Origin of the sequence: Corynebacterium sp. LK2590 (assembly GCF_040946105.1) — a bacterium.
Taxonomy (GTDB): Bacteria; Actinomycetota; Actinomycetes; order Mycobacteriales; family Mycobacteriaceae; genus Corynebacterium.
On record NZ_JAYWMH010000002.1, the window covers coordinates 345,269 to 363,993 of the forward strand.

17 protein-coding genes are annotated in these 18,725 nt (G+C 66.4%); 11 read left to right on the plus strand and 6 right to left on the minus strand.

The window, feature by feature from the left end:
• Positions 1–147 precede the first annotated feature (147 nt).
• From VVR85_RS04240 to VVR85_RS04255, 4 genes are all read left to right on the plus strand, one after another.
• Positions 148–957, plus strand: coding sequence for a sulfite exporter TauE/SafE family protein (locus tag VVR85_RS04240; RefSeq protein ID WP_368519702.1), 810 nt, complete (start codon positions 148–150; stop codon positions 955–957).
• 157 nt (positions 958–1,114) lie between these two features.
• Positions 1,115–1,411 carry an Asp-tRNA(Asn)/Glu-tRNA(Gln) amidotransferase subunit GatC gene (gene gatC, locus VVR85_RS04245; protein WP_368519703.1) on the plus strand — a complete coding sequence of 99 codons (297 nt, stop codon included), beginning with the start codon at positions 1,115–1,117 and terminating at the stop codon, positions 1,409–1,411.
• Positions 1,412–2,905 carry an Asp-tRNA(Asn)/Glu-tRNA(Gln) amidotransferase subunit GatA gene (gene gatA / locus VVR85_RS04250; RefSeq protein WP_368519704.1) on the plus strand — a complete coding sequence of 498 codons (1,494 nt, stop codon included), beginning with the start codon at positions 1,412–1,414 and terminating at the stop codon, positions 2,903–2,905.
• A 102-nt stretch (positions 2,906–3,007) separates the two neighbouring features.
• Positions 3,008–3,952 carry an META domain-containing protein gene (locus tag VVR85_RS04255; protein ID WP_368519705.1) on the plus strand — a complete coding sequence of 315 codons (945 nt, stop codon included), beginning with the start codon at positions 3,008–3,010 and terminating at the stop codon, positions 3,950–3,952.
• 125 nt (positions 3,953–4,077) lie between these two features.
• On the opposite strand, the gene VVR85_RS04260 is transcribed toward VVR85_RS04255, so the two are convergent.
• Positions 4,078–5,094, minus strand: coding sequence for a formamidase (locus VVR85_RS04260; protein ID WP_368519706.1), 1,017 nt, complete (start codon positions 5,092–5,094; stop codon positions 4,078–4,080).
• A gap of 165 nt (positions 5,095–5,259) precedes the next feature.
• Between VVR85_RS04260 and VVR85_RS04265 the strand changes: the two genes are divergently transcribed.
• Positions 5,260–6,324 carry an SIP domain-containing protein gene (locus tag VVR85_RS04265; RefSeq protein WP_368519707.1) on the plus strand — a complete coding sequence of 355 codons (1,065 nt, stop codon included), beginning with the start codon at positions 5,260–5,262 and terminating at the stop codon, positions 6,322–6,324.
• Positions 6,325–6,352: 28 nt separating this feature from the next.
• On the opposite strand, the gene VVR85_RS04270 is transcribed toward VVR85_RS04265, so the two are convergent.
• Positions 6,353–6,676: a hypothetical protein gene (locus VVR85_RS04270; RefSeq protein ID WP_290225952.1), complete on the minus strand. Its 324-nt coding sequence runs from the start codon at positions 6,674–6,676 to the stop codon at positions 6,353–6,355.
• Positions 6,677–6,756: 80 nt separating this feature from the next.
• Between VVR85_RS04270 and VVR85_RS04275 the strand changes: the two genes are divergently transcribed.
• Together VVR85_RS04275 and VVR85_RS04280 are read left to right on the plus strand one after the other, a co-directional pair.
• The gene (locus VVR85_RS04275) at positions 6,757–8,193 is read left to right on the plus strand and encodes an MFS transporter (protein ID WP_368519708.1); all 1,437 of its coding nucleotides are present in this window, start codon (positions 6,757–6,759) and stop codon (positions 8,191–8,193) included.
• Between the two features lie 10 nt (positions 8,194–8,203).
• Positions 8,204–9,235 carry an ATP-dependent 6-phosphofructokinase gene (locus VVR85_RS04280; protein ID WP_368519709.1) on the plus strand — a complete coding sequence of 344 codons (1,032 nt, stop codon included), beginning with the start codon at positions 8,204–8,206 and terminating at the stop codon, positions 9,233–9,235.
• A 25-nt stretch (positions 9,236–9,260) separates the two neighbouring features.
• Here the strand turns inward: VVR85_RS04280 and VVR85_RS04285 are convergent, their stop codons facing one another.
• Positions 9,261–10,052 carry a DUF4261 domain-containing protein gene (locus VVR85_RS04285; RefSeq protein ID WP_368519710.1) on the minus strand — a complete coding sequence of 264 codons (792 nt, stop codon included), beginning with the start codon at positions 10,050–10,052 and terminating at the stop codon, positions 9,261–9,263.
• Between the two features lie 66 nt (positions 10,053–10,118).
• Between VVR85_RS04285 and gatB the strand changes: the two genes are divergently transcribed.
• The gene (gatB, locus tag VVR85_RS04290; RefSeq protein WP_368519711.1) at positions 10,119–11,624 is read left to right on the plus strand and encodes an Asp-tRNA(Asn)/Glu-tRNA(Gln) amidotransferase subunit GatB; all 1,506 of its coding nucleotides are present in this window, start codon (positions 10,119–10,121) and stop codon (positions 11,622–11,624) included.
• Between the two features lie 360 nt (positions 11,625–11,984).
• A complete protein-coding gene (locus VVR85_RS04295; protein WP_368519712.1) occupies positions 11,985–13,409 on the plus strand; it encodes a hypothetical protein in 1,425 nt (474 codons plus the stop codon).
• A 49-nt stretch (positions 13,410–13,458) separates the two neighbouring features.
• Here the strand turns inward: VVR85_RS04295 and VVR85_RS04300 are convergent, their stop codons facing one another.
• Positions 13,459–14,169 carry a LysE/ArgO family amino acid transporter gene (locus VVR85_RS04300; RefSeq protein WP_368519713.1) on the minus strand — a complete coding sequence of 237 codons (711 nt, stop codon included), beginning with the start codon at positions 14,167–14,169 and terminating at the stop codon, positions 13,459–13,461.
• A 69-nt stretch (positions 14,170–14,238) separates the two neighbouring features.
• Here VVR85_RS04300 and VVR85_RS04305 point away from each other — a divergent pair, with 69 nt between their 5' ends.
• Complete coding sequence (locus VVR85_RS04305; RefSeq protein WP_368519714.1) at positions 14,239–15,114, plus strand: LysR family transcriptional regulator ArgP; 876 nt, start codon at positions 14,239–14,241, stop codon at positions 15,112–15,114.
• Positions 15,115–15,132: 18 nt separating this feature from the next.
• Here VVR85_RS04305 and VVR85_RS04310 read toward each other — a convergent pair whose 3' ends face one another.
• The gene (locus tag VVR85_RS04310; protein WP_368519715.1) at positions 15,133–16,215 is read right to left on the minus strand and encodes a glutathione S-transferase family protein; all 1,083 of its coding nucleotides are present in this window, start codon (positions 16,213–16,215) and stop codon (positions 15,133–15,135) included.
• A 149-nt stretch (positions 16,216–16,364) separates the two neighbouring features.
• Here VVR85_RS04310 and VVR85_RS04315 point away from each other — a divergent pair, with 149 nt between their 5' ends.
• On the plus strand, positions 16,365–17,537 hold the full coding sequence (locus VVR85_RS04315) for a DoxX family membrane protein (RefSeq protein WP_368519716.1): 1,173 nt from the start codon (positions 16,365–16,367) through the stop codon (positions 17,535–17,537).
• A 133-nt stretch (positions 17,538–17,670) separates the two neighbouring features.
• Here the strand turns inward: VVR85_RS04315 and VVR85_RS04320 are convergent, their stop codons facing one another.
• Entirely contained in the window at positions 17,671–18,669 is a 999-nt protein-coding gene (locus VVR85_RS04320) for an HNH endonuclease signature motif containing protein (RefSeq protein ID WP_368519717.1), read from the minus strand.
• Positions 18,670–18,725 lie beyond the last annotated feature (56 nt).

The window sequence follows — 18,725 nt, forward strand, 5'->3', positions numbered from 1 at the left end:
CCCGCCGGGTGTCGCAAGTCTCAATAGACGCCCCGCCTATAAATTTCTTTCCGGGGAAACTAATAGCGAAAACGCAGCGTGCGCGCACTACTATGTGAGACACGTTAAACCGCCCGCGTAAGTATCCCCCAAGGAGAGGAGCCCAACATGTCCATTGTTAGCGGTGCTTTGCTTTTCGCTATGGCCGTGCTGGCCGGGATTATCAACTCCGCGGTGGGCTCGGGCTCCTTGCTCACCCTGCCGGTCTTGCTGGCCCTGGGCGTGCCGCCGGGGGTGGCGGTGCGCACCAACACCACCGGCATGATGTTCGCGTCGGTGGGCTCAGCGTGGGGTTTCCGTAAAGAAATCCGGCGCGAGTTGCCCTACCTGGGCCCGCTGGTGGTGGTGACCATTGTGGCCTCGGCCGCCGGCTCCCTGCTGTTGCTAGCCTCGCCGTCGGATGCCCTCGACTTCGTCATCCCCATCCTCATCGTCGTGGCACTGGTAATGGTGACCTTCCAGCCGCGGTTGACCCGGTGGCTTTCCGGGCGCTCCCAGTCCGGGCAAGGCACGGCTAACGATGCCGCCTCCGGCGCTGAGGTGGGCGGGGCCTACCGCCGGCCCCGGGTGGTAGCCCCCATGGGGTTGGCCGCGGTTTACGGCGGCTATTTCACCGCGGCCCAGGGCATTTTGTATATGGCCATCCTGTCGGTGATGACCGGGCGCAGCCTCAAGGCCATCAACCCGGTGAAGAATTTCTTGTCCCTGTTCGTCAACGTCACCGCCGCGCTGGTCTACCTCATCGCCTGGGCCTTCTTCGGCGCCGAGATCCTCTGGATCGGGGTGGCGGTCGTCGCGGCCGGGGGACTCGTCGGCGGCCTGGTCGGCGCGCAGGTGGCCAAGCGCCTGCCGAACCAGGTCTTGCGGGCCGTCATCGTCGTCGTGGCGCTCGTGGCGCTGGTGCGGCAGTTCCTCTAGTCGGAGACCACCTACGCGCCTGCGGCGGGCGGTGCAGTAGCATGGTGAGGAGCAAAAGCTAAACACTACCGTGCGCCGGCCCGGGAGCCTGGTCGCCTGCCTGCTGGGTAGGCCAGGCCAGTGTGGGCGGCGCGCAAGAAGAAGGGATGGAGTTCGCGTGTCTGAGATTTCGCGTGACGAGGTCGCGCACCTGGCTAAGCTTTCCCGCTTGGCCTTGAGCGAGGAAGAGCTCGAACAGTTTGCTAGCCAGATTGATGAAATCGTGGACTCGGTCTCCGCGGTGGGCAAGGTGGACACCGACGGCGTCGAGCCGATGAGCCACCCGCACTCGCTGAACGCCACCATGCGCGAGGACAAGGTGGTGCGGACCCTGAACGCCGAGCAGGCGCTGGATCAGGCCCCGGCCGCAGAGGACGATCGTTTCGCGGTTCCGCAGATTCTGGGAGGAGAGTAAATGAGCACCTTTATTGCCCCGAACGAGGGGATTACCTCTCTGAGCGCCGCCGAGCTGGCGGACAAGATCCACTCCCGGGAGCTTTCCTCCCGCGAGGTCACGCAGGCCTTCCTTGATCGCATCGCCGAGACCAACGACGAGCTCAACGCCTTCCTCCACGTCGGCGCGGAGGAAGCGCTGGCGGCCGCCGATGCCGTCGATAAGGCCCTTGACGCCGGTGAGCAGCCGGCCTCGGCCCTGGCCGGCGTCCCGCTGGCGCTGAAGGACCTGCTGACTACTACCGATGCCCCGACCACCGCGGCCTCCAAGATGCTCGAGGGCTGGATCTCGCCCTACGATGCCACCGTGGTCACCAAGCTGCGCGAGGCCGGCATCCCGATCCTGGGCAAGACCAACCTGGATGAATTCGCCATGGGCTCGTCCAGCGAGAACTCCGCCTACGGCCCGGTGCATAACCCCTACGACACCGAGCGCACCCCGGGCGGTTCCGGCGGCGGCACCAGCGCGGCGCTGGCCGCCGGCCAGGCCCCGCTGGGCATCGGCACCGATACCGGCGGTTCCATCCGCCAGCCGGCCGCCCTGACCAACACCGTCGGCGTGAAGCCGACCTACGGCACCGTCTCCCGCTACGGTCTCATCGCCGCGGCCTCCTCCCTGGACCAGGCGGGCCCGTGCGCACGCACCGTCCTGGACACTGCGCTGCTGCACGAGGTCATTGCCGGCCACGACGCCTTCGATGCCACCAGCGTGGACAAGCCGGTCGCTGACGTAGTCGCCGCCGCCCGCGAGGGCGCGCAGGGCGATCTCAGCGGCGTCAAGGTCGGTCTCATCAAGCAGTTCGAGCGCGACGGCTGGCAGCCCGGCGTAATGGAGGCCTACCACCAGGCCGTGGACCAGCTGGTCGCCCAGGGCGCCGAGACCGTCGAGATCGACTGCCCGCACTTCGACGACGCCCTGGCCGCTTACTACCTGATCATGCCCTGCGAGGTCTCGTCTAACCTGGCCCGTTTCGACGGCATGCGTTACGGCCTGCGCGTCGGCGACGACGGCACCCACTCCGCCGAGCAGGTCATGAGCATGTCCCGCGCCGAGGGCTTCGGGCCCGAGGTCAAGCGCCGCATCATGCTGGGTACCTACGCGCTGTCCGTGGGCTACTACGACGCCTACTACCTGCAGGCCCAGCGCGTGCGCACCCTGATCGCCCAGGACTTCGCCAAGGCCTTCGAGCAGGTCGACGTGCTGGTCTCACCGACCACCCCGACCACGGCGTTCAAGCTGGGGGAGAAGGTCGAAGACCCGATGGCCATGTACAACTTCGACCTGTGCACCCTGCCGCTGAACCTGGCGGGCCTGTGCGGCATGTCCGTGCCGTCCGGCATGGCCAGCGACTCCGGACTGCCGACCGGCTTGCAGATCATGGCCCCGGCCTTTGCCGACGACCGCCTGTACAAGGTCGGCGCCGCCTACGAGGCCGGCCGCGACTCGGCGAACTAGCCGCCGCCGTTTCCTGAAGGTTCCCTGTTTTTTCTATACGGGGAACCTTCTTTTTGTATCGGATGGGTTGCGTGTGACGATTGTGACGGTAGGTTATGGACCATGGTTTCCAAGAAAATCAAGACCCTGACCGCTTCGACCGCCGTGGCCGCCGGCCTTGCCCTGTCGGCCCCGGCAGCACTGGCCGCGCCCACCGATTCTCCAGAACCTGACCAAGAAACTTCCGGCGTGGACCAGCTGTCCAGCGTCGTGACCCCGGAGCTGCTCGAGCAGCTGCTGGGCTTGAGCTCCAACAGTGAGGCCGCCTCGACTGCCGCCGGCAGCGAGACGACCGAGTCCACTGAGTCCGCAGCGGCCGCTACTTCCGGCGATGCCGCCACCGCCACCCCGTCCGAGGGCGGCGAGGAAGCAAAGTCCGAGCTGGTGACCACCCTGCCGGAGGGGGCCACCAAGCTGCAGCCGAAGGGCGGCAACGAGACCATCTCCGGCAAGCTGGTCTCCACCGTCAAGCCGGATGCCGTCAGCATCACGCTGCAGGACGACGGCACCTTGAGCTTCGAGGACGGCTGCAACGGCGGCAACGCCGAGTACAGCTTCGACTCCGAGGGTGCCCTCGAGGTCGGCACCATCACCTCGACCCAGATGGCCTGCGAGCCGGCCGCGATGGCCGATGCCGCCGCCATCACCAAGATTCTCGAGTCCAAGCCGGCCATCTACCAGCTCGATAACTCCACTCTGGCCCTGGCCGCCGGAGACGACGCCATCGAGTTCAAGCCCGCCCAGACCGAGGAGGGTGGCAACGCCGCCCCGGCTACCCAGCCGGTGGGCCCGGACGCTTCCACCCAGCCGGAGGCAAGCGCCCCGGCGACCGCTCCGGAAGCTGAGGGCGCGGCAAGTGACCAGACCCCTGTCCCGGGGGCAGAAGTGAACCAGGATGCATCCCAGGCTGGGAACACCGGTGCCGAGACTGCTAACGTAGACGACGAAGGCGTCGTCCAGCCGGACACCACCGCCGACCAGACTGGTCCGGCAGGTGCCACGGCCTAAGGCGTTCTTCAGACGCGGATATTGACAGTCCCGCCGCGTAATTCCTCAATTTGACCCCTCCCGCGCTTGCGGGAGGGGTCAAGTGTTTGTCCGGGGAAGGCTAGCCCTTACTAGGGTTCGTCACCTTATTTGTACTCGTCCGGCAGCGGGCCTAGCTGAGGGCCATCCGGGTAGTACTTCCAGCCGTCCTTGATGCGGACCTTGTCGTCCCACGGCAGCTTGTATTCGCCGTTGGCTAGGTCGCGGACCCAGGTCAGGTAGTTTTCAGTCTTGCCGCCGGGGTAGCCGACGTAGCCGCGGTTGCCTAGGTTGTAGATGTTGTTCTCCAGCGCCCAGTTCTGGCGGGCCTGGTCGGCGAGCGCGGGGTAGATCTCCGCGGTAACGATTTCGCCCGGGTTGCGGTGGCCCTCGGAAATCATGCCGCCGTCGTAGTTGCAGACGTTGCCCTCGCCGAAGTAGTAGAAGGTGCCGTCGTAGCCGGCCAGGTTCACCGACGCGGTGAACATGAGGTTCTGGTAGGCGTTGGAACGGTTGGTCATGATCCAGGAGTCCTGGGTCTGGGTGGAGTAGCCGGAGATGCGAATGTAGACGTTCGCGCCCTTGTAGGCGGCCTCGCGGGCCAGCTCCGGGAACATGCCGTCGTGGCAGATGTTCAGGGCAATCTTGGAGCCCTTCGGGCCGTCGGCCACTGGCATGCCGAGGTCGCCCGGGTACCAGGGCTCGATCGGGGTCCAGGGCTGCAGCTTGCGGTAGTGCAGGGCAATCTCGCCGGTGTTGTCGATCATGATGGCGGTGTTAAACGGCGGCTTGCCCTCCTCGTGATTGGGCTCCATGATAGAGAACACGCCCCAGACGTCGTTGTCGCGGCAGGCGGCCTTGTACTGCTCGACCTTGGGGTCGTCGAGGCCGATGAGGAACTCGTCGTAGGACCAGATCTTGGTGTTGAGTCCGGACGAGGAGTACTCGGGGAAGACAATGAGGTCGAGCTCCGGGTAGCCGGCCTTGGTGCTGGCTACCATGCGGCAAATCTCGTCGACGTTGCGCTGCACGTCGTCGGGGTGGTTGACCACGGGGACGGGGTACTGGATGAGGGCCATCAACAGGCCGTTGGGGGAGGCGCTGACGCTACCGGTGCTGGACATGGAAATCACTCCTTGGGGTTGAATGGGTGGTGCGCGCCCCAGCCTATAGTGTGACTCGCGGCACAGTCGTGTCTCGCGGCCGGTGGTGATCTCGCTGACCAGACTGCGCAGCTGGTGACTATTGGGCCCTAGCGAGAAAAATTTCTGTAGGGTAGCCTTACCCAAATGAGCGAGAATTCTGCATACATCCCTGACGACCCGTACCGTGCCGGTTTTCAGGCCGGCTTTACCCAAGGCTTCGGGGCCGGCTTTGACAGCGGCTTCGAGCGCGGTTTCCAGGCCGGGCAGGACCACGCCCACTACGATTCCCGCCGTGCCCGCAAGGAAGAAAAGCGGGCGGCCAAGCTGCGCCGACGCGAGGAAAAGGCCGCCGCGGCCGCGGGCCAGGCGCCGGCGCCGCGCAAGCCGAAGCGCAAGGCGCACGGCGCCACCGTCACCGCTAAGCGCCAGATTTCCCCCGACATGGTGCGCCTGACTATCTCCGCGCCGGACCTGGTGGGCCAGGACCTCGACAAGACGGATCACTACATCAAGATCCTCTTCGTGCCCGAGGGCGCGGACTACGCCTGGCCCTTCGACCTAGCCGAGGCCCGCGCCAACCAGCCGCGGCACCTGCGCCCGGTCACGCGCACCTATACCCTGCGCAGCGTCGACACGCAGACGGGGGAGTGCGAGGTCGACTTCGTCCTGCACGGCGATGCCGGCCTCGCCGGCCCCTGGGCCCGCGACGTCGAGGTGGGCCACGAGTTCGGGTTCGCCGGCCCCGGTGGCAAGTGGAAGCCCGAGCCCGGCTACGACACCTTCGTCCTGGCCGGCGACGAGTCGGCCGCCCCGGCCGTCGCCGCCGCCCTAGAGAAGCTGCCGGCGGGCGCGCAGGCGACCGCCTTCGTCGAGGTCGAGGCCCCCGGCCACGAGATCGAGATGCCCGAGCGCCCGGGGGCGACCGTCCAGTGGGTCTACCGCAACGGCGCGACCCCGGGCGCGCCGCTGGCCGCCGCGGTCCGCAACCACGGCATCCCGGCTGGCCGCACCAGCTGGTTCATCCACGGCGTGGCCGAGATGATTAAGGACCTGCGCCGCTTCCTGTTCAAGGAAAACGGCGTCGATAAGGCCGACGTGTCCATCTCCGGCTACTGGCGCCTCGGCATGACCGAGGACCTGTGGCAGTCCACCAAGGGCGAATTCGTCGCGGCGATGGAAGCCGAAGAAAAGGCGCGGCGGATTAGCTAATCCGACCGCGCAGAAGCGTTCCTCTCGGCTACTTGGCGTCCGAGAGAGCGTAGGCGGCGCCGGCGGTCGCGGCGGTCACGGCCAGGACGGACGGCCAGGCGCCGATCTTCTTGGCCAGCGGGTGCGAGGCGCCGAATGCGCCCAGGTAGAGCGCCGACAGGCCGGCGGTGGTGGCGGCATTCGTCTTGGCCGCCCAGGAGCGGCCCGCCCACAGGCCAGCGGCGCCCAGGATGACGCCGCCCAGCGGGCGCACGCCCGTCTCCTTGGCCGTGACCCAACCGCCGATAAGGCCCAGGGTGACCGTCGTGGCGGTGCTGACGTTTTCTGGCTTCTTGATATCAATCATTCCCATGCCACCACCCTAGTCCGCCCGGCGACCCGCGGTAAACAGTTTCGGAAGCCGGCCTGCCCGGAGGGCTAGACTCGTTGTCCATGACGCGTGATAGAACCCCGCAGCAGCCCGCGGCATCGACGGTGTTGCCCGAACCGCAGGCGTGGCGCGCGATGATCGCGCTGAGCCTCGGGTTTTTCATCTCCCTGCTGGACCAGACCATGGTGGCCGTGGCGCTGCCGGCCATCGCCGCAGACATGGGAGCAACCATCAACCAGACGATGTGGGTCTCGTCCATCTACCTGCTGGCCGTCGTGGTCCCCCTGCTGTTTACCGGCCGCCTGGGCGATATCTACGGCCAGCGGCTGATGTTCCGCCTCGGCGTGGGGCTCTTCGCCGTCGGCGCGCTGCTGTGCGCGCTCTCGCCCAGCATCGAATGGCTCATCGCCGCCCGCGCCGTCCAAGGCTTGGGCGCCGCGATCCAGATGCCGCAGACGATGTCCGTTATCAACCGCGTTTTCGCCCGCGAGCGCCGCGGCCGCGCACTCGGCGTGTGGGGCATCGTCGGCTCGCTGGCCTCGCTGACCGGCCCCGTGGCCGGCGGGCTGGTGGTCAGCCTGGTCGGCTGGCACGGCGTTTTCTGGCTCCACCTGCCCTTTGCGGCGGCCGCCATCATCCTGGCCACCCGCTGGGTGCCGAAGCTGCCGACGGTCGCCCGGGCTATCGATGCCACCTCCGCCGCCGTCTCCCTCGTCGCCATGGCCGCCATCGTCTTCGCCGTCCAGCAGGGCCCCGAGCTCGGCTGGCGCTGGTGGGTCTGGGCCCTACTGGCGGCCGGCATCGCCGGGCTTATCGTCTTCGCCCGCCTGCAGGCCACGGCCGGCCAGCGCGGCACCGAGCCGCTCATCCCGCCCGCGCTCTTTGCCGACCGCAACTACAGCCTGGGCGTGGCCTCCATCTCCACCATGGGCTTTATGGCCGCGGCCATGATGCTGCCGATGATGATGTGGATGCAGGACGTGCAGGACCTGCCGGCCAACCAGGCCGGGCTCATCGTGGTGCCCATGGCGGTGGTCTCCATGCTGGTGACCCCGTTCGCCGGCATCCTGGTGGACAAGCTGCACCCGCGGGCGCTGTCGCAGTTCGGATTCGCGGTCTCGCTCGGATCCTTCGTCCTTGCGTGGTGGGTGATGCTTGGCGGGCACGCGGCCGCGTGGCTGGCCCTGCCGCTGGGGCTACTGGGCCTGGGTCAGTCGTTTATCTGGGGGACCAACTCCGCGACCGCCATGCGCGACCTGCCGCCCACGCTCATGGGGGCCGCCTCCGGCGCCTACAACACCGCCCGGCAGGTCGGTTCGGTGATCGGCGTGGCGGTGGTCTCGGCGGCCATGCAGGCCGGGCAGGCCGCCTTCGGCCTGGGCGCCGGTCTGGCGCACTCCCTCTGGGCGATCATCGCGGCGCTGGCCGCGGGCCTGGTGACGGTCAGCTTCTTCCGGGATACGTTGCACGGCGGGGCAGCGGAGGCCAAGAGGCGTTAAGCTGGTTAGCATGCGACTTGCCACCTTGACCTCCGGCGGCGACTGCCCCGGGCTGAATGCAGTAATCCGCGCCGTGGTGCGCACCGCCTCTAGCGAATTCGGCGACACGGTGGTCGGATACGAAGACGGCTGGGTAGGGCTTATGGAAGACCGCCGGCGCGACCTCTACGACGACGCCGAGATTGACCGCATCCTCCTGCGCGGCGGCACCATCCTGGGCACCGGCCGCCTGCACCCGGACAAGTTCAAGGCCGGCCTGGGCCAAATTAAGGAAAACCTCGCCGACGCCGGCGTCGACGCGCTCATCGCCATCGGCGGCGAGGGCACCCTAAAAGGCGCGCAGTGGCTGGCGGACAACGGTATCCCTGTCATCGGCGTGCCGAAGACTATCGACAACGACGTCAACGCCACCGACTTTACTTTCGGCTTCGACACGGCCGTTTCCGTGGCCACCGACGCCATCGACCGCCTGCACACCACCGCCGAGTCCCACAACCGCATCCTCATCGTGGAGGTCATGGGACGCCACGTTGGTTGGATCGCGCTGCACGCGGGCATGGCTGGCGGCGCGCACTACACCGTCATCCCGGAAGAACCCTTCGACATCGCCGAAATCACCAAGGCCATGGAGCGCCGCTTCCAGATGGGGGAGAAGTACGGGATCATCTGCGTGGCCGAAGGCGCCCTCCCGAAGGAGGGGACCATGGAATTTACCGAGGGTGATACCGACCAGTTCGGGCACCAGACCTTCAACGGCATCGGCCAGGTTATCGGCGACGAAATCAAGCGCCGCACCGGCTACGACGTGCGCACCACGGTGCTCGGTCACATCCAGCGCGGCGGCACCCCGACCGCCTACGACCGCGTGCTGGCCACGCGCTACGGCGTCCACGCGGCCCGCGCCGCCCACGCCGGCAAGTCCGGCCAGTGCGTGGCCCTGCACGGGGAAAAGATTGAGCTGGTCCCGCTTGCCGATGCCGTCGGCGAGCTCAAGGTCGTCCCGCCCGCCCGCTACGCCACCGCCAAGGCGCTCTTCGGCTAGCGCGGGCCCGCGGTAGGGTAAGCGCCTACGCGACGTCGAGGCGCAGCGCCGGCAGCTGCGGGTCCACGACCCAGCTGTCCTCGGCCACGGTGATGGCCGGCCGGTCCTCGGCGATGGTCAGGGAGTCGCCCGCGCGGACGGTGTTGCCGTCCAGCACATAAGAAACGAGCCCGCGCAGTACCGCGTAGAAATCGTTGGGATCCCCGGGCGCGTTGCGAATCTGCACCTCCGGGTGGCCGGCCTGGATGAGCCCGACGGAGTAGGCGTACCAGCGATCGGCGTCCTCGGAGGGGCGTACCCACACGCCCGCGGCCGTCATCGCCAGCTCGCCGCTATCGGCCAGCTGGATAAAGCGCGGCGCGCTAATGGTCACCCCGGCCCGCGGCACCAAGGCCGCGAGCGCGCCCGGGGTTTTAAGCGCGGCGAGGGTGGCCACCGACAGCATGTTGAGCTGGCGCAGGCGGTCCTCCCGGTATTTCTTGCCGCGCTCGAGGTGCGCGTTGTCGGGGAAGACCGTGACGAGTACGTAGCTGGTGGCGCTGGACACGTCGACCGAGCCGTCGTTGAGCTCCGGGTGGGGCTCGACCTCGGAAAGGTCGGGGGCGGCATCGATAAGCTTGAAGGTGATGGTGCAGTCGCGGGCCTGGGCCACCTGCAGCTGCGGGTTCGGGCCGGGCTCCAGCGGGCTGAGCTGGTCGCCGAAGGTGTCGCGGACGGCGGCGGCTAAGTCTTTCGCGGTGGGTAAGTTGCGGCAATAGACGACGTTGACCAAGGGGGCATTGACGAGGTCCGAGCCGACGCTATTCGGGGTATCCATGCGCCCCAGCATAGGCAAAAAAGACCAGTTGCCGGCGAAGAAAAATAACGTACTAAGATGGCACGCATGACTGCTGCGATGTATGACCTGATGGACTTCGATGAGGTCTTGGAAAAGTTTGAACCCGTCATGGGCATGGAAGTGCATGTCGAGTTGGATACCGAAACCAAGATGTTTTCCACCTCGGCCACCAATTTCAGCGCCGCTCCGAACAGCAACGTGGACCCGGTGTCCCTGGGGCTGCCGGGCGCGCTGCCGGTCGTTAACGCCAAGGGCGTGGAATGGGCCATCAAGATTGGGCTGGCGCTGAACTGCTCCATCGCGGAGTCCTCCCGGTTCGCCCGGAAGAACTACTTCTACCCGGACCAGCCGAAGAACTACCAGATCTCCCAGTACGACGAGCCCATCGCGTACGACGGCTACCTGGACGTCCAGCTCGAGGACGGCACTGAGTGGCGCGTCGAGATCGAGCGCGCCCACATGGAGGAAGACACCGGCAAGCTGACCCACCTGGGCGGCGCCGACGGCCGCATCCACGGCGCGACGAAGTCCCTGGTGGACTGCAACCGTGCCGGCATCCCGCTGATCGAGATCGTTACCAAGCCGATCATCGGCGCCGGCGAGCGCGCCCCCGAGGTCGCCAAGGCCTACGTCTCCGCCCTGCGCGACCTGGTCGCCGCCCTGGGCGTGTCCGATGCCCGCATGGACCAGGGCTCCATGCGCGTGGACTCCAACCTGTCCCTGCGCCCCATCGGCCAGGAGGAGTTTGGTACACGCACAGAGACCAAGAACATCAACTCGCTGAAGTCCGTCGAGCAGGCCGTGCGCTTTGAGATGCAGCGCCAGGCCCAGGTCATCGAGGACGGCGGCGAGATCGTCCAGGAGACCCGCCACTACCAGGAGGCCGACGGCACCACCTCCAAGGGGCGCCCCAAGGAGACCGCCGAGGACTACCGTTACTTCAACGACCCGGACCTGCCGCCGGTCATCGCCCCGCGCGAGTGGGTCGAGGAAATCCGCGCCACGCTGCCGGAGCTGCCGTGGGTCCGCCGCGCCCGCATCCAGAAGGAGTGGGGCCTGACGGATGAGGAGATGCGCGACCTGGTCAACGCCGGCGCCCTCGACCTCATCGTCGACACCGTCGAGGCTGGCGCCCCGGCCTCCGATGCCCGCTCCTGGTGGGTGGCCTACCTCTCCGGCAAGGCCAACGAACAGGGAGTGGCCCTGGCCGATCTGTCGATTAGCCCGCAGCAGGTCGCCCGCGTGTGCGCCCTGGTGGCCGAGGGCAAGCTGACCACCAAGCTGGCTCGCCAGGCCGTCGACGGCGTGCTGGCTGGCGAGGGCGACGTCGACGAGGTCGTCGCCGCGCGCGGCCTGGAGGTCGTCCGCGACGACGGCGCCATCGAGAAGGCCGTCGACGACGCCTTGGCCGCCAACCCGGACATCGTGGAGAAGTACCGGGCCGGCAACAAGAAGGTCACCGGCGCCATCGTGGGCGCAGTCATGAAGGCCACCCAGGGCAAGGCTGACCCGGGCCAGGTCAACAAGTTGATCGCGGAGAAGCTCAACTAGACCGCACAGTTATCAGCCAGGACCCGCGGATGTTATCAAAATGATATCCGCGGTTCTTTGGCGTATTCCGGGGCCTTTCCTGCCGAAAGTCCCAGCCAAGCGTTAGGTGTCTCACAGGTAGGGGTGGACTAGCTACAGTGCACACCAGGCGGCGCGGACAGGTGCGTTATGCTTTGGGACGACAGCGCGCGCCAATCCGCTGCGCCGGAGGTTGAGTTGTATGCTTGCTCCCTCGGGCCGCGGCGGGCTGAGGCTGGCTGGGCCCGCCGCTTTCTGGCAGGGCCCCTGGCCGTCGGGTGCGCGCTTGAGACTTGATCATTGTCTAGCAGAACTAGGAAAGTTGTGTCTATTACCAAATCAATGAGCATCGCCTTGGCCTTCGTCGGCCTGCTGGTTGGCGCCGGCTTCGCGACGGGCCAGGAGATCGTGCAATACTTCACCTCCTTCGGCGCCAACGGCGTGTGGGGCATCATCGTCGCCGGCATCATCATGACGCTGGCTGGCACCGTCTTCCTGCAGCTGGGTAGCTACTTCCACGCCTCGGAGCACAACACCGTCTTCCGCCGCGTGACCCACCCGATTGTTTCCAAGCTGCTGGATATCGCGGTGGTCATCACCCTGTTCGCAATCGGCTTCGTGATGCTCGCCGGCGCCGGCTCCAACATGGAGCAGCAGTTCGGCTGGCCGGCCTGGGTCGGCTCCCTGCTGATGCTCATCCTCGTGCTGGTGTGCGGCATGCTGGACGTCGACAAGGTTTCCAAGGTCATCGGCGCGCTGACCCCGACCATCATCATCGCGGTCATCCTGGTCTTCATCTACACGCTGTTCAGCATGCCCGAGGACGTCACCCTGGCCATGGAGCACTCCGGCCAGATTGATTCGCCTATCGGCAACTGGCTGGTTTCTGCCCTGAACTACAACGGCCTGGCCCTGATGCTGGCCGTGTCCATGTCGCTGGTCATCGGCGGCGACAACATCAGCCCGCGCGAGGCCGGCCTGGGCGGCATCATTGGCGGCGTCATCTACTTCATCATGATGGGCATGGCGGGCTTCTCCCTGCTGATGAACGCCGACAAGATCGGCGACTCCGACATCCCGATGCTGATGCTCGTCGACGAGATGGGCTCCGTGCTGGGCGGCATCATGGCCGTCATCATCTACCTGATGATTTTCAACACCGCCATCGGCATGTTCTACGCGCTGGGTAAGCGCCTGTCCGCCGGCCACGAGGGCCGTTACCGCGTCATCTTCGTCGCGGGCTGCCTGGCTGGCTTCGGGGTCTCCTTCGCCGGCTTCAAGACCCTGATGAACTACGTCTACCCGGTCATCGGCTACATGGGCATTGTCATGGTGGCCATCCTGGTCTTCGCCTGGTTCCGCAGCCAGTCCCAGATTAAGGACGAGGGCGTGCGCCGCGAGCGCATCCGCGCCCTGCTGCACCTGAAGCTGCACCCGGACAAGGAGTACGACGCCGCGCGCTACGACGACGAGATCGGCCAGCAGCTGGTCGACTCCAACCTGGAACGCGAGGAGCTCTACAACGACATCGTCGACGAGGTCACCGACGACCTCGACAACGACGAGGAAGTCGATTTCGACCTCGAGGAGTACGACGAGAAGCGCAACGACGTCAGCTACTACACCGAGCGCGACAACGTTGAGGAAGGCCGCTCCGAGGAAGAAATCAAGCAGTGGATCGAGGAAACCGGCGCCTCCGGTGACCCCGAGGCCGACGATGCCGAGACCACCGGCACCGACGCTTCCACTAGCGAGCAGAAGAACTAACTAAAAGCCGGACCGGCGCCCCGCGGAGACGAGCTCTCCGGCGGGGCGTTTAGTGCATCAGCAGCTTGATGGTCAGGCCAATCATGATGCAGCCGATGGCGAAGTTGATGACCCGCCAGACCTTCGGCTGCGCCAGAACGTCGGAGAACTTGGCCGCGCCGTAGCCGATGGTAGGGAACCAGACGAGGCTGGCGCAGATGGCGCCGCCGGCAAAGAGCCAGCGGTCGTCGGGGCCGTACTGGTTGGCCACGCCGCCCAACATGACGAGCACGTCGACGTAAGCGGCCGGGTTGAGCCAGCAGATGGCCACGGCGGCCAGGGCTGGCTTGAGCCAGGTCTTTTCCTGCATCTGGCGGCGGATGACCCGGCGGGTCTTCGTGGCCACGGCGGCCACGCCGCCGCGGGCGTCGGGGGAGGTGCCGAAGGATTCGATCTCCTCGGTCTTGTTGGGCGGCGTGTCCGCGTCGAGGGCCTTGCCGTCGGGGGTGAGGGCGTCGCGGAAGCACAGGAAGGTGAAATAGGCCAGGTAGGCCGCGCCCGCGTATTTGAGGATGGTCAGCGCCCAAGGGAAGCGGTCGACCAAGAAGCCGACGCCGGCGGTGCCGCCGAGAATCATGATGATGTCGCTGGCCGCGCAGATAGCAATCACCACGCCAATCGCATGGCGGCGAATGCCCTGTTTGAGCAGGAGGGCATTCTGGGGCCCGATAGCGACGATAAGGGAGATACCCAGGGCGAAGCCAGCTACGATGATCGACATATCTCTAGTGTGCCGCCGCGCGAAAGTGAAGTCTAGTTAATCAGACTAAATATAGTTAAGCTATGCTTCATGAACCCGCTTCATCTGGAAACTATGCTGGCAATTGTGGACGAAGGCAGCTTCGACGGCGCCGCCCGAGTGTTAGGGGTATCACCCTCCGCGGTTAGCCAGCGCGTCAAAGCCCTGGAAACCAGCACGGGCCGCGTCCTGCTGCGGCGCTCCACGCCGGTGATGGCTACCGATGCCGGCGAAGTCCTCGTCCAAGCCGCCCGCCGCATGGCCTTGGTCCAGGCCGAGACCAATGCCCGCCTGCAGAAACGCCTGGCGCGCGTCCCCTTGTCGGTGGCCGTGAACGCCGACTCGCTGGCGACCTGGTTTCGCCCGGTGCTGGAGGACGTGGCCGACGGGGGCAAGGCATCGTTGCGCTTGCTGATTGAGGACGAGGCTCGCACGCTGGCGATGCTCCGCCGCGGCGACGTCCTCGGCGCGGTAACCCGCGAGGAGCTGCCGGTGAGCGGCTGCGAGTCGACGTACCTGGGCAAGCAGCGGCTGGTCGCCGTGGCGGCACCGGGGCTGGCGCGGCGGCATCGGACGGTGGAGGGTATTTCGTGGACGCAGATGCCGGTGGTGATGTACGGCCCGCACGACCAAGTGCTCGACGATGCCATGCAGGAACGCTTCATCGACTCGCACGTCATCCGGGCTAATATCTCGGAGATTCCCTCGGCCGAGGGCTACGTCGAGGCCGTCCGCGCGGGCCTGGGCTGGGGGTTGGTGGCCGAGGCCCAGGCGCGGCCGCTGCTCGACAGCGGGCAGGTGGTGCTGCTCGACGGTGATCCGCTGGACGTCGATCTGTACTGGCAGCGCTGGCGGCTAGAATCCGAGGTGCTCGAGGAGCTCACGGACTCCGTCGTGCGCGCCGCCGGGGAGGGGCTAGTTGCTTAGCCCGTTGCCTAGCGCGGCTTAGCCGAAGAGCTCTTCCTGGAAGGGCTCCGGGTTCTTGAGCTCCTCGCCCTTCGGCAGGGCGCCGGGCAGCGTGGTGCCCTCGGCGAAGGGGGCGCCGCCGAAGCGGTCGCGGTCGTGCGGCTGGGCCAGCCAGGACATCTCCGGGCCGACCGGGACAACCTGGGTGGGGTTTACTTCCTTGTGCACGATGAAATAGTGCTGCTTGATCTCGGTGAAGTCGGTGGTGTCACCGAAGCCCGGGATCTGGAAAAGCTCCTGCAGGTAGCCGCGGATGTTCGGCAGCTCGGAAGTCTTGTGGCGGGAGCACTTGAAGTGCGAGTAGTAGACCGGATCGAAGCGCACCAGCGTGACGAAGAGGCGGATATCGGTCTCGGTGAGGTGCTCGCCGACCATGTAGCGCTGCTGGCCCAGGCGCTCTTCGACCCAGTCGAGGGCCTCCCAGAGGTCCGCGTAGGCCTTTTCGTAGGCCTCCTGGCTGCCGGCGAAGCCGCAGCGGTAGACGCCGTTGTTGATGTTGCGGAAGATGTACTCGTTGAGCTCGTCGATTTCGGCCGCGTGCTCGGCGGGGTAGAGGTTCGGGGCGCCGGCGCGGTGGAAGTCGGTCCACCCGGTGATGAAATCGCGCACGATGCTGTCGTAGTCGTTCGTCACGACCTTCCCGCTGGCGACCTCCACGATGGCAGGTACCGTGATCCCGCGCGGGTAGTCGGGGAAGCGGGCGAAGTAGGCGTCCTGCAGGCGGGGGATGCGAAGCACTGGGTCGACGCCATCGGGATCCAGGTCGAAGGTCCAGGAGCGCACGTCGTGGGTCGGGCCGGCCAGGCCTAGCGAGAGGGTGTCCTCGAGGCCCATCAGGCGGCGCGTGATGACGGAGCGGTGCGCCCACGGGCAGGCGCGGGCGGCGATAAGCCGGTAGCGGTCGGCGGCCATTGGCCAGCTGACGGTGCCGTCGTCGTTGTTCTGGCGCTCGGTGATACCGGCGACAAAACGGTCGGTGATGTAGTTGGTGTCGCGGACGAATTCGCCGTCCGGGGAAGCGTTGTGCGGGTCGCCGGCCCAGTCCTGGTTCTTGTCGGTCATGGTTCCTCCTTGGTGTTGGCTAATAACTCTAGTGTACCCAAAAGCGTGACGTGTCAACAAAGGTGAAAGGGGCTCGATTTGCAGACGATGTCGCGGCGCGCCGATAACGGTGGTCCAGACTGACGCTTAGCTGGCCTAAGTTGGCAGTTATGACCCAGAACAACAAGCCAGATAACGCCCGAGCCTTAGGCGATGACTTTGACGACGTTCCCACCTACACTGGGCCCTCCCAGTCTTCCGGCCGCGGCACCGCGCGTCCCCTAAAGCGCGACGATGCCCCGGAGACCACCGAGTTCGGCCAGGCCGCCAAGCCTGGCGAGACCAGCGAGTCCGCCCAGGCAGGTGCCCCGAGCAAGCCCGCGCCGAAGCGCAGCTCCCTCTTCGAGCGCGCCGGCCGCGCCCAGCCGCAGAACATCGAGCCCCGCGCTACCACGCCCGAGCCGGGTGTGGAGGAGGCTCCCGAGGTGAGGTCGGCAGGCCAGGGGGCTGAGACCACCGCCTTCAGTGCCACGGGTGCGCCGGCCGCCGCCGCGGATCCGACCGTCCAGCTGGACCGCGAGCCGCGCGAGTCCGAGGCCTTTGCCGATCGCGACTTCGCCGAGCGCCGCGCCGACGAGCCTGCCACTCGCTACCAGCCGGCCGCCGCGCCGCAGGAGACCATGGCGCTGGATCCGAACGAGCCGGACTACGCCGCGACCTCCCAGGTCCCGGCCGGCGAGCAGTACGACGCCGACGGGCAGCCCCTCTACGCCGGCGCTGCCGATGCCACCGACCCGACCGAGGCCCCCGAAACCACGGCCTCCGCTAAGCGTGGCACCATCGATTTCGGCCTTTTGCTGGTCCGCCTCGGCTTGGGCGTGTACCTCATCCTGGCGGGGCTGCGCCCGCTACTGCAGCTCGGCGATTCTGCCGGCCTTAGCGAGGTCACCGAGCAGTTCGCGGGTTATCCGTGGGCCAACATTCTGGGCATCGGTGTGCCGGTCGTCCAGTTGGTCGCTGGCGCCTTCCTCGTCTTGGGTCTGTTGACGCCGGTCGCGGCGATGCTCGCGACGCTCGTCACCGGGTTCACCGCTCTGCACGCCCTCGCTGTCTCTGGGGCCGGGCTCAACGTCTTTAACTGGCCGGAGTCGGTATGGCTGTCGGTCGTGTTGTTCGTTATCGCTCTGGGCGTTCAGTTTACCGGCCCGGGTGTTATGTCGCTGGACTTTGGTCGCTCGTGGGTGCGTCGCCCGCTGGCGTCCTCGTGGGTCTTCATCATCCTGGGCTTGGTCGCCCTGGGGGCTATCTGGTGGTTCGGCGCAGGGGTCAATCCGCTGCACTAGGCCTTAAGGCACGCCGAGTAGGCGCTACGGACGTGGTCCGTGGCGCCTTTCAGTGTATTTGGCTGGCCGTTCCTTGTGGCTCGGCTGGCTTTATGCCAGCCCCGCGGCGGGATTTATGCCCGCCGCCCCAGTGTCAGCCGCCCCAGGGCGGGTCCCAGGTCACCTTGCCGTGTCTTCGATTGACCCGCCCGTGTCTGGGGTAGGCGGGGTCGTCGTCGTTCCACGAATTATGGAACTCACACAACAAGGTGAGATTCTCCTGGTTGGTCTCGCCGCCATCGGCCCAGGGGTGGATGTGGTGGACCTGGCACTCATCGGCCGGCTTGCGGCAGTTCGGCCACGCACAGGTGGTGGTCTCGGCCTTGGCCATGTCCTTCTGCTTCGGTGAAGCGTGGCGCTGGAAGCGGTAGTGGTTGACCGGGCCGCGCCTAGGGTCCACCAGGGTGGCCAGGCCCGCGTCCAGCAAGCATTGGCGGACGTACTCGGCACCGGTCATGGTGGTGCCGTTGGTTAGCTGCAGGGTGATCTCATCCCCATCACCGGACAGGATTTGCACCCAATCAGGAAGCGAGATCACCACGTGGGTGGCTTTCGGTTGCTTGTTCAGCCCGCCGCTGAACAAGGCTTCCACGTCGGGGATGGTCTTAATCGACGCCCAGAGGTTTTCCACCAGCTCAGGGTCGCCGGTGATAGAAAAAGTACTCGGTCCGTCTTTGCAGCGGGTCACGCGCACGCCTTCGGCCGGTGGGGCCGGGCGGTTAAGCTCTAGGACCTTTTGGTTGGCAAGGCGGCGGAGTTGTTTGGTGGTGCCGGGGGTGTTGCAGAGTTCTATGAGCATGGCCCAGGCGTGGCCTTTGTGTCGCACCCGGCGGAAGGCGTTGTCTAACACCAGCAAAGTATCTAAGTGGTGTCCGGATTCCGCGGCGCCTTTCCTCGCATCGGCTTGCTTGCGCGTATACGTGGTGTGTCCGAAGAAGGTCTGGCAGGCGCGGTAGTGGGCGGCCGCGGCAACGTCCGACATGACAGCCTTCAGGGCGGGCAGTCTCAGCTCGCGGCACAGGCCCAAGTAGGAAATCCCGTCCGCGAAGATAGAGTGCGCTGCTTTCAAAGTGTCTATGGCTGTCGTCGTCATGCCTCACACGCTAAGCCCGCCCGTCAACCCCGACAAGTAAAAACCTGAACCTGTGG

Excerpts from the sequence above, each read along its gene's own strand:
- VVR85_RS04295 (WP_368519712.1), top strand. The coding sequence starts at position 11,985 with ATGAGCATCGCCTTGGCCTTCGTCGGCCTGCTGGTTGGCGCCGGCTTC.
- VVR85_RS04320 (WP_368519717.1), bottom strand. The coding sequence starts at position 18,669 with ATGACGACGACAGCCATAGACACTTTGAAAGCAGCGCACTCTATCTTC.
- gatA (WP_368519704.1), top strand. The coding sequence starts at position 1,412 with ATGAGCACCTTTATTGCCCCGAACGAGGGGATTACCTCTCTGAGCGCC.
- VVR85_RS04310 (WP_368519715.1), bottom strand. The coding sequence starts at position 16,215 with ATGACCGACAAGAACCAGGACTGGGCCGGCGACCCGCACAACGCTTCC.
- VVR85_RS04255 (WP_368519705.1), top strand. The coding sequence starts at position 3,008 with ATGGTTTCCAAGAAAATCAAGACCCTGACCGCTTCGACCGCCGTGGCC.
- VVR85_RS04280 (WP_368519709.1), top strand. The coding sequence starts at position 8,204 with ATGCGACTTGCCACCTTGACCTCCGGCGGCGACTGCCCCGGGCTGAAT.
- VVR85_RS04260 (WP_368519706.1), bottom strand. The coding sequence starts at position 5,094 with ATGTCCAGCACCGGTAGCGTCAGCGCCTCCCCCAACGGCCTGTTGATG.
- VVR85_RS04315 (WP_368519716.1), top strand. The coding sequence starts at position 16,365 with ATGACCCAGAACAACAAGCCAGATAACGCCCGAGCCTTAGGCGATGAC.
- VVR85_RS04275 (WP_368519708.1), top strand. The coding sequence starts at position 6,757 with ATGACGCGTGATAGAACCCCGCAGCAGCCCGCGGCATCGACGGTGTTG.
- VVR85_RS04305 (WP_368519714.1), top strand. The coding sequence starts at position 14,239 with ATGAACCCGCTTCATCTGGAAACTATGCTGGCAATTGTGGACGAAGGC.
- VVR85_RS04240 (WP_368519702.1), top strand. The coding sequence starts at position 148 with ATGTCCATTGTTAGCGGTGCTTTGCTTTTCGCTATGGCCGTGCTGGCC.
- gatB (WP_368519711.1), top strand. The coding sequence starts at position 10,119 with ATGACTGCTGCGATGTATGACCTGATGGACTTCGATGAGGTCTTGGAA.
- VVR85_RS04300 (WP_368519713.1), bottom strand. The coding sequence starts at position 14,169 with ATGTCGATCATCGTAGCTGGCTTCGCCCTGGGTATCTCCCTTATCGTC.
- VVR85_RS04285 (WP_368519710.1), bottom strand. The coding sequence starts at position 10,052 with ATGGATACCCCGAATAGCGTCGGCTCGGACCTCGTCAATGCCCCCTTG.
- VVR85_RS04265 (WP_368519707.1), top strand. The coding sequence starts at position 5,260 with ATGAGCGAGAATTCTGCATACATCCCTGACGACCCGTACCGTGCCGGT.
- VVR85_RS04270 (WP_290225952.1), bottom strand. The coding sequence starts at position 6,676 with ATGGGAATGATTGATATCAAGAAGCCAGAAAACGTCAGCACCGCCACG.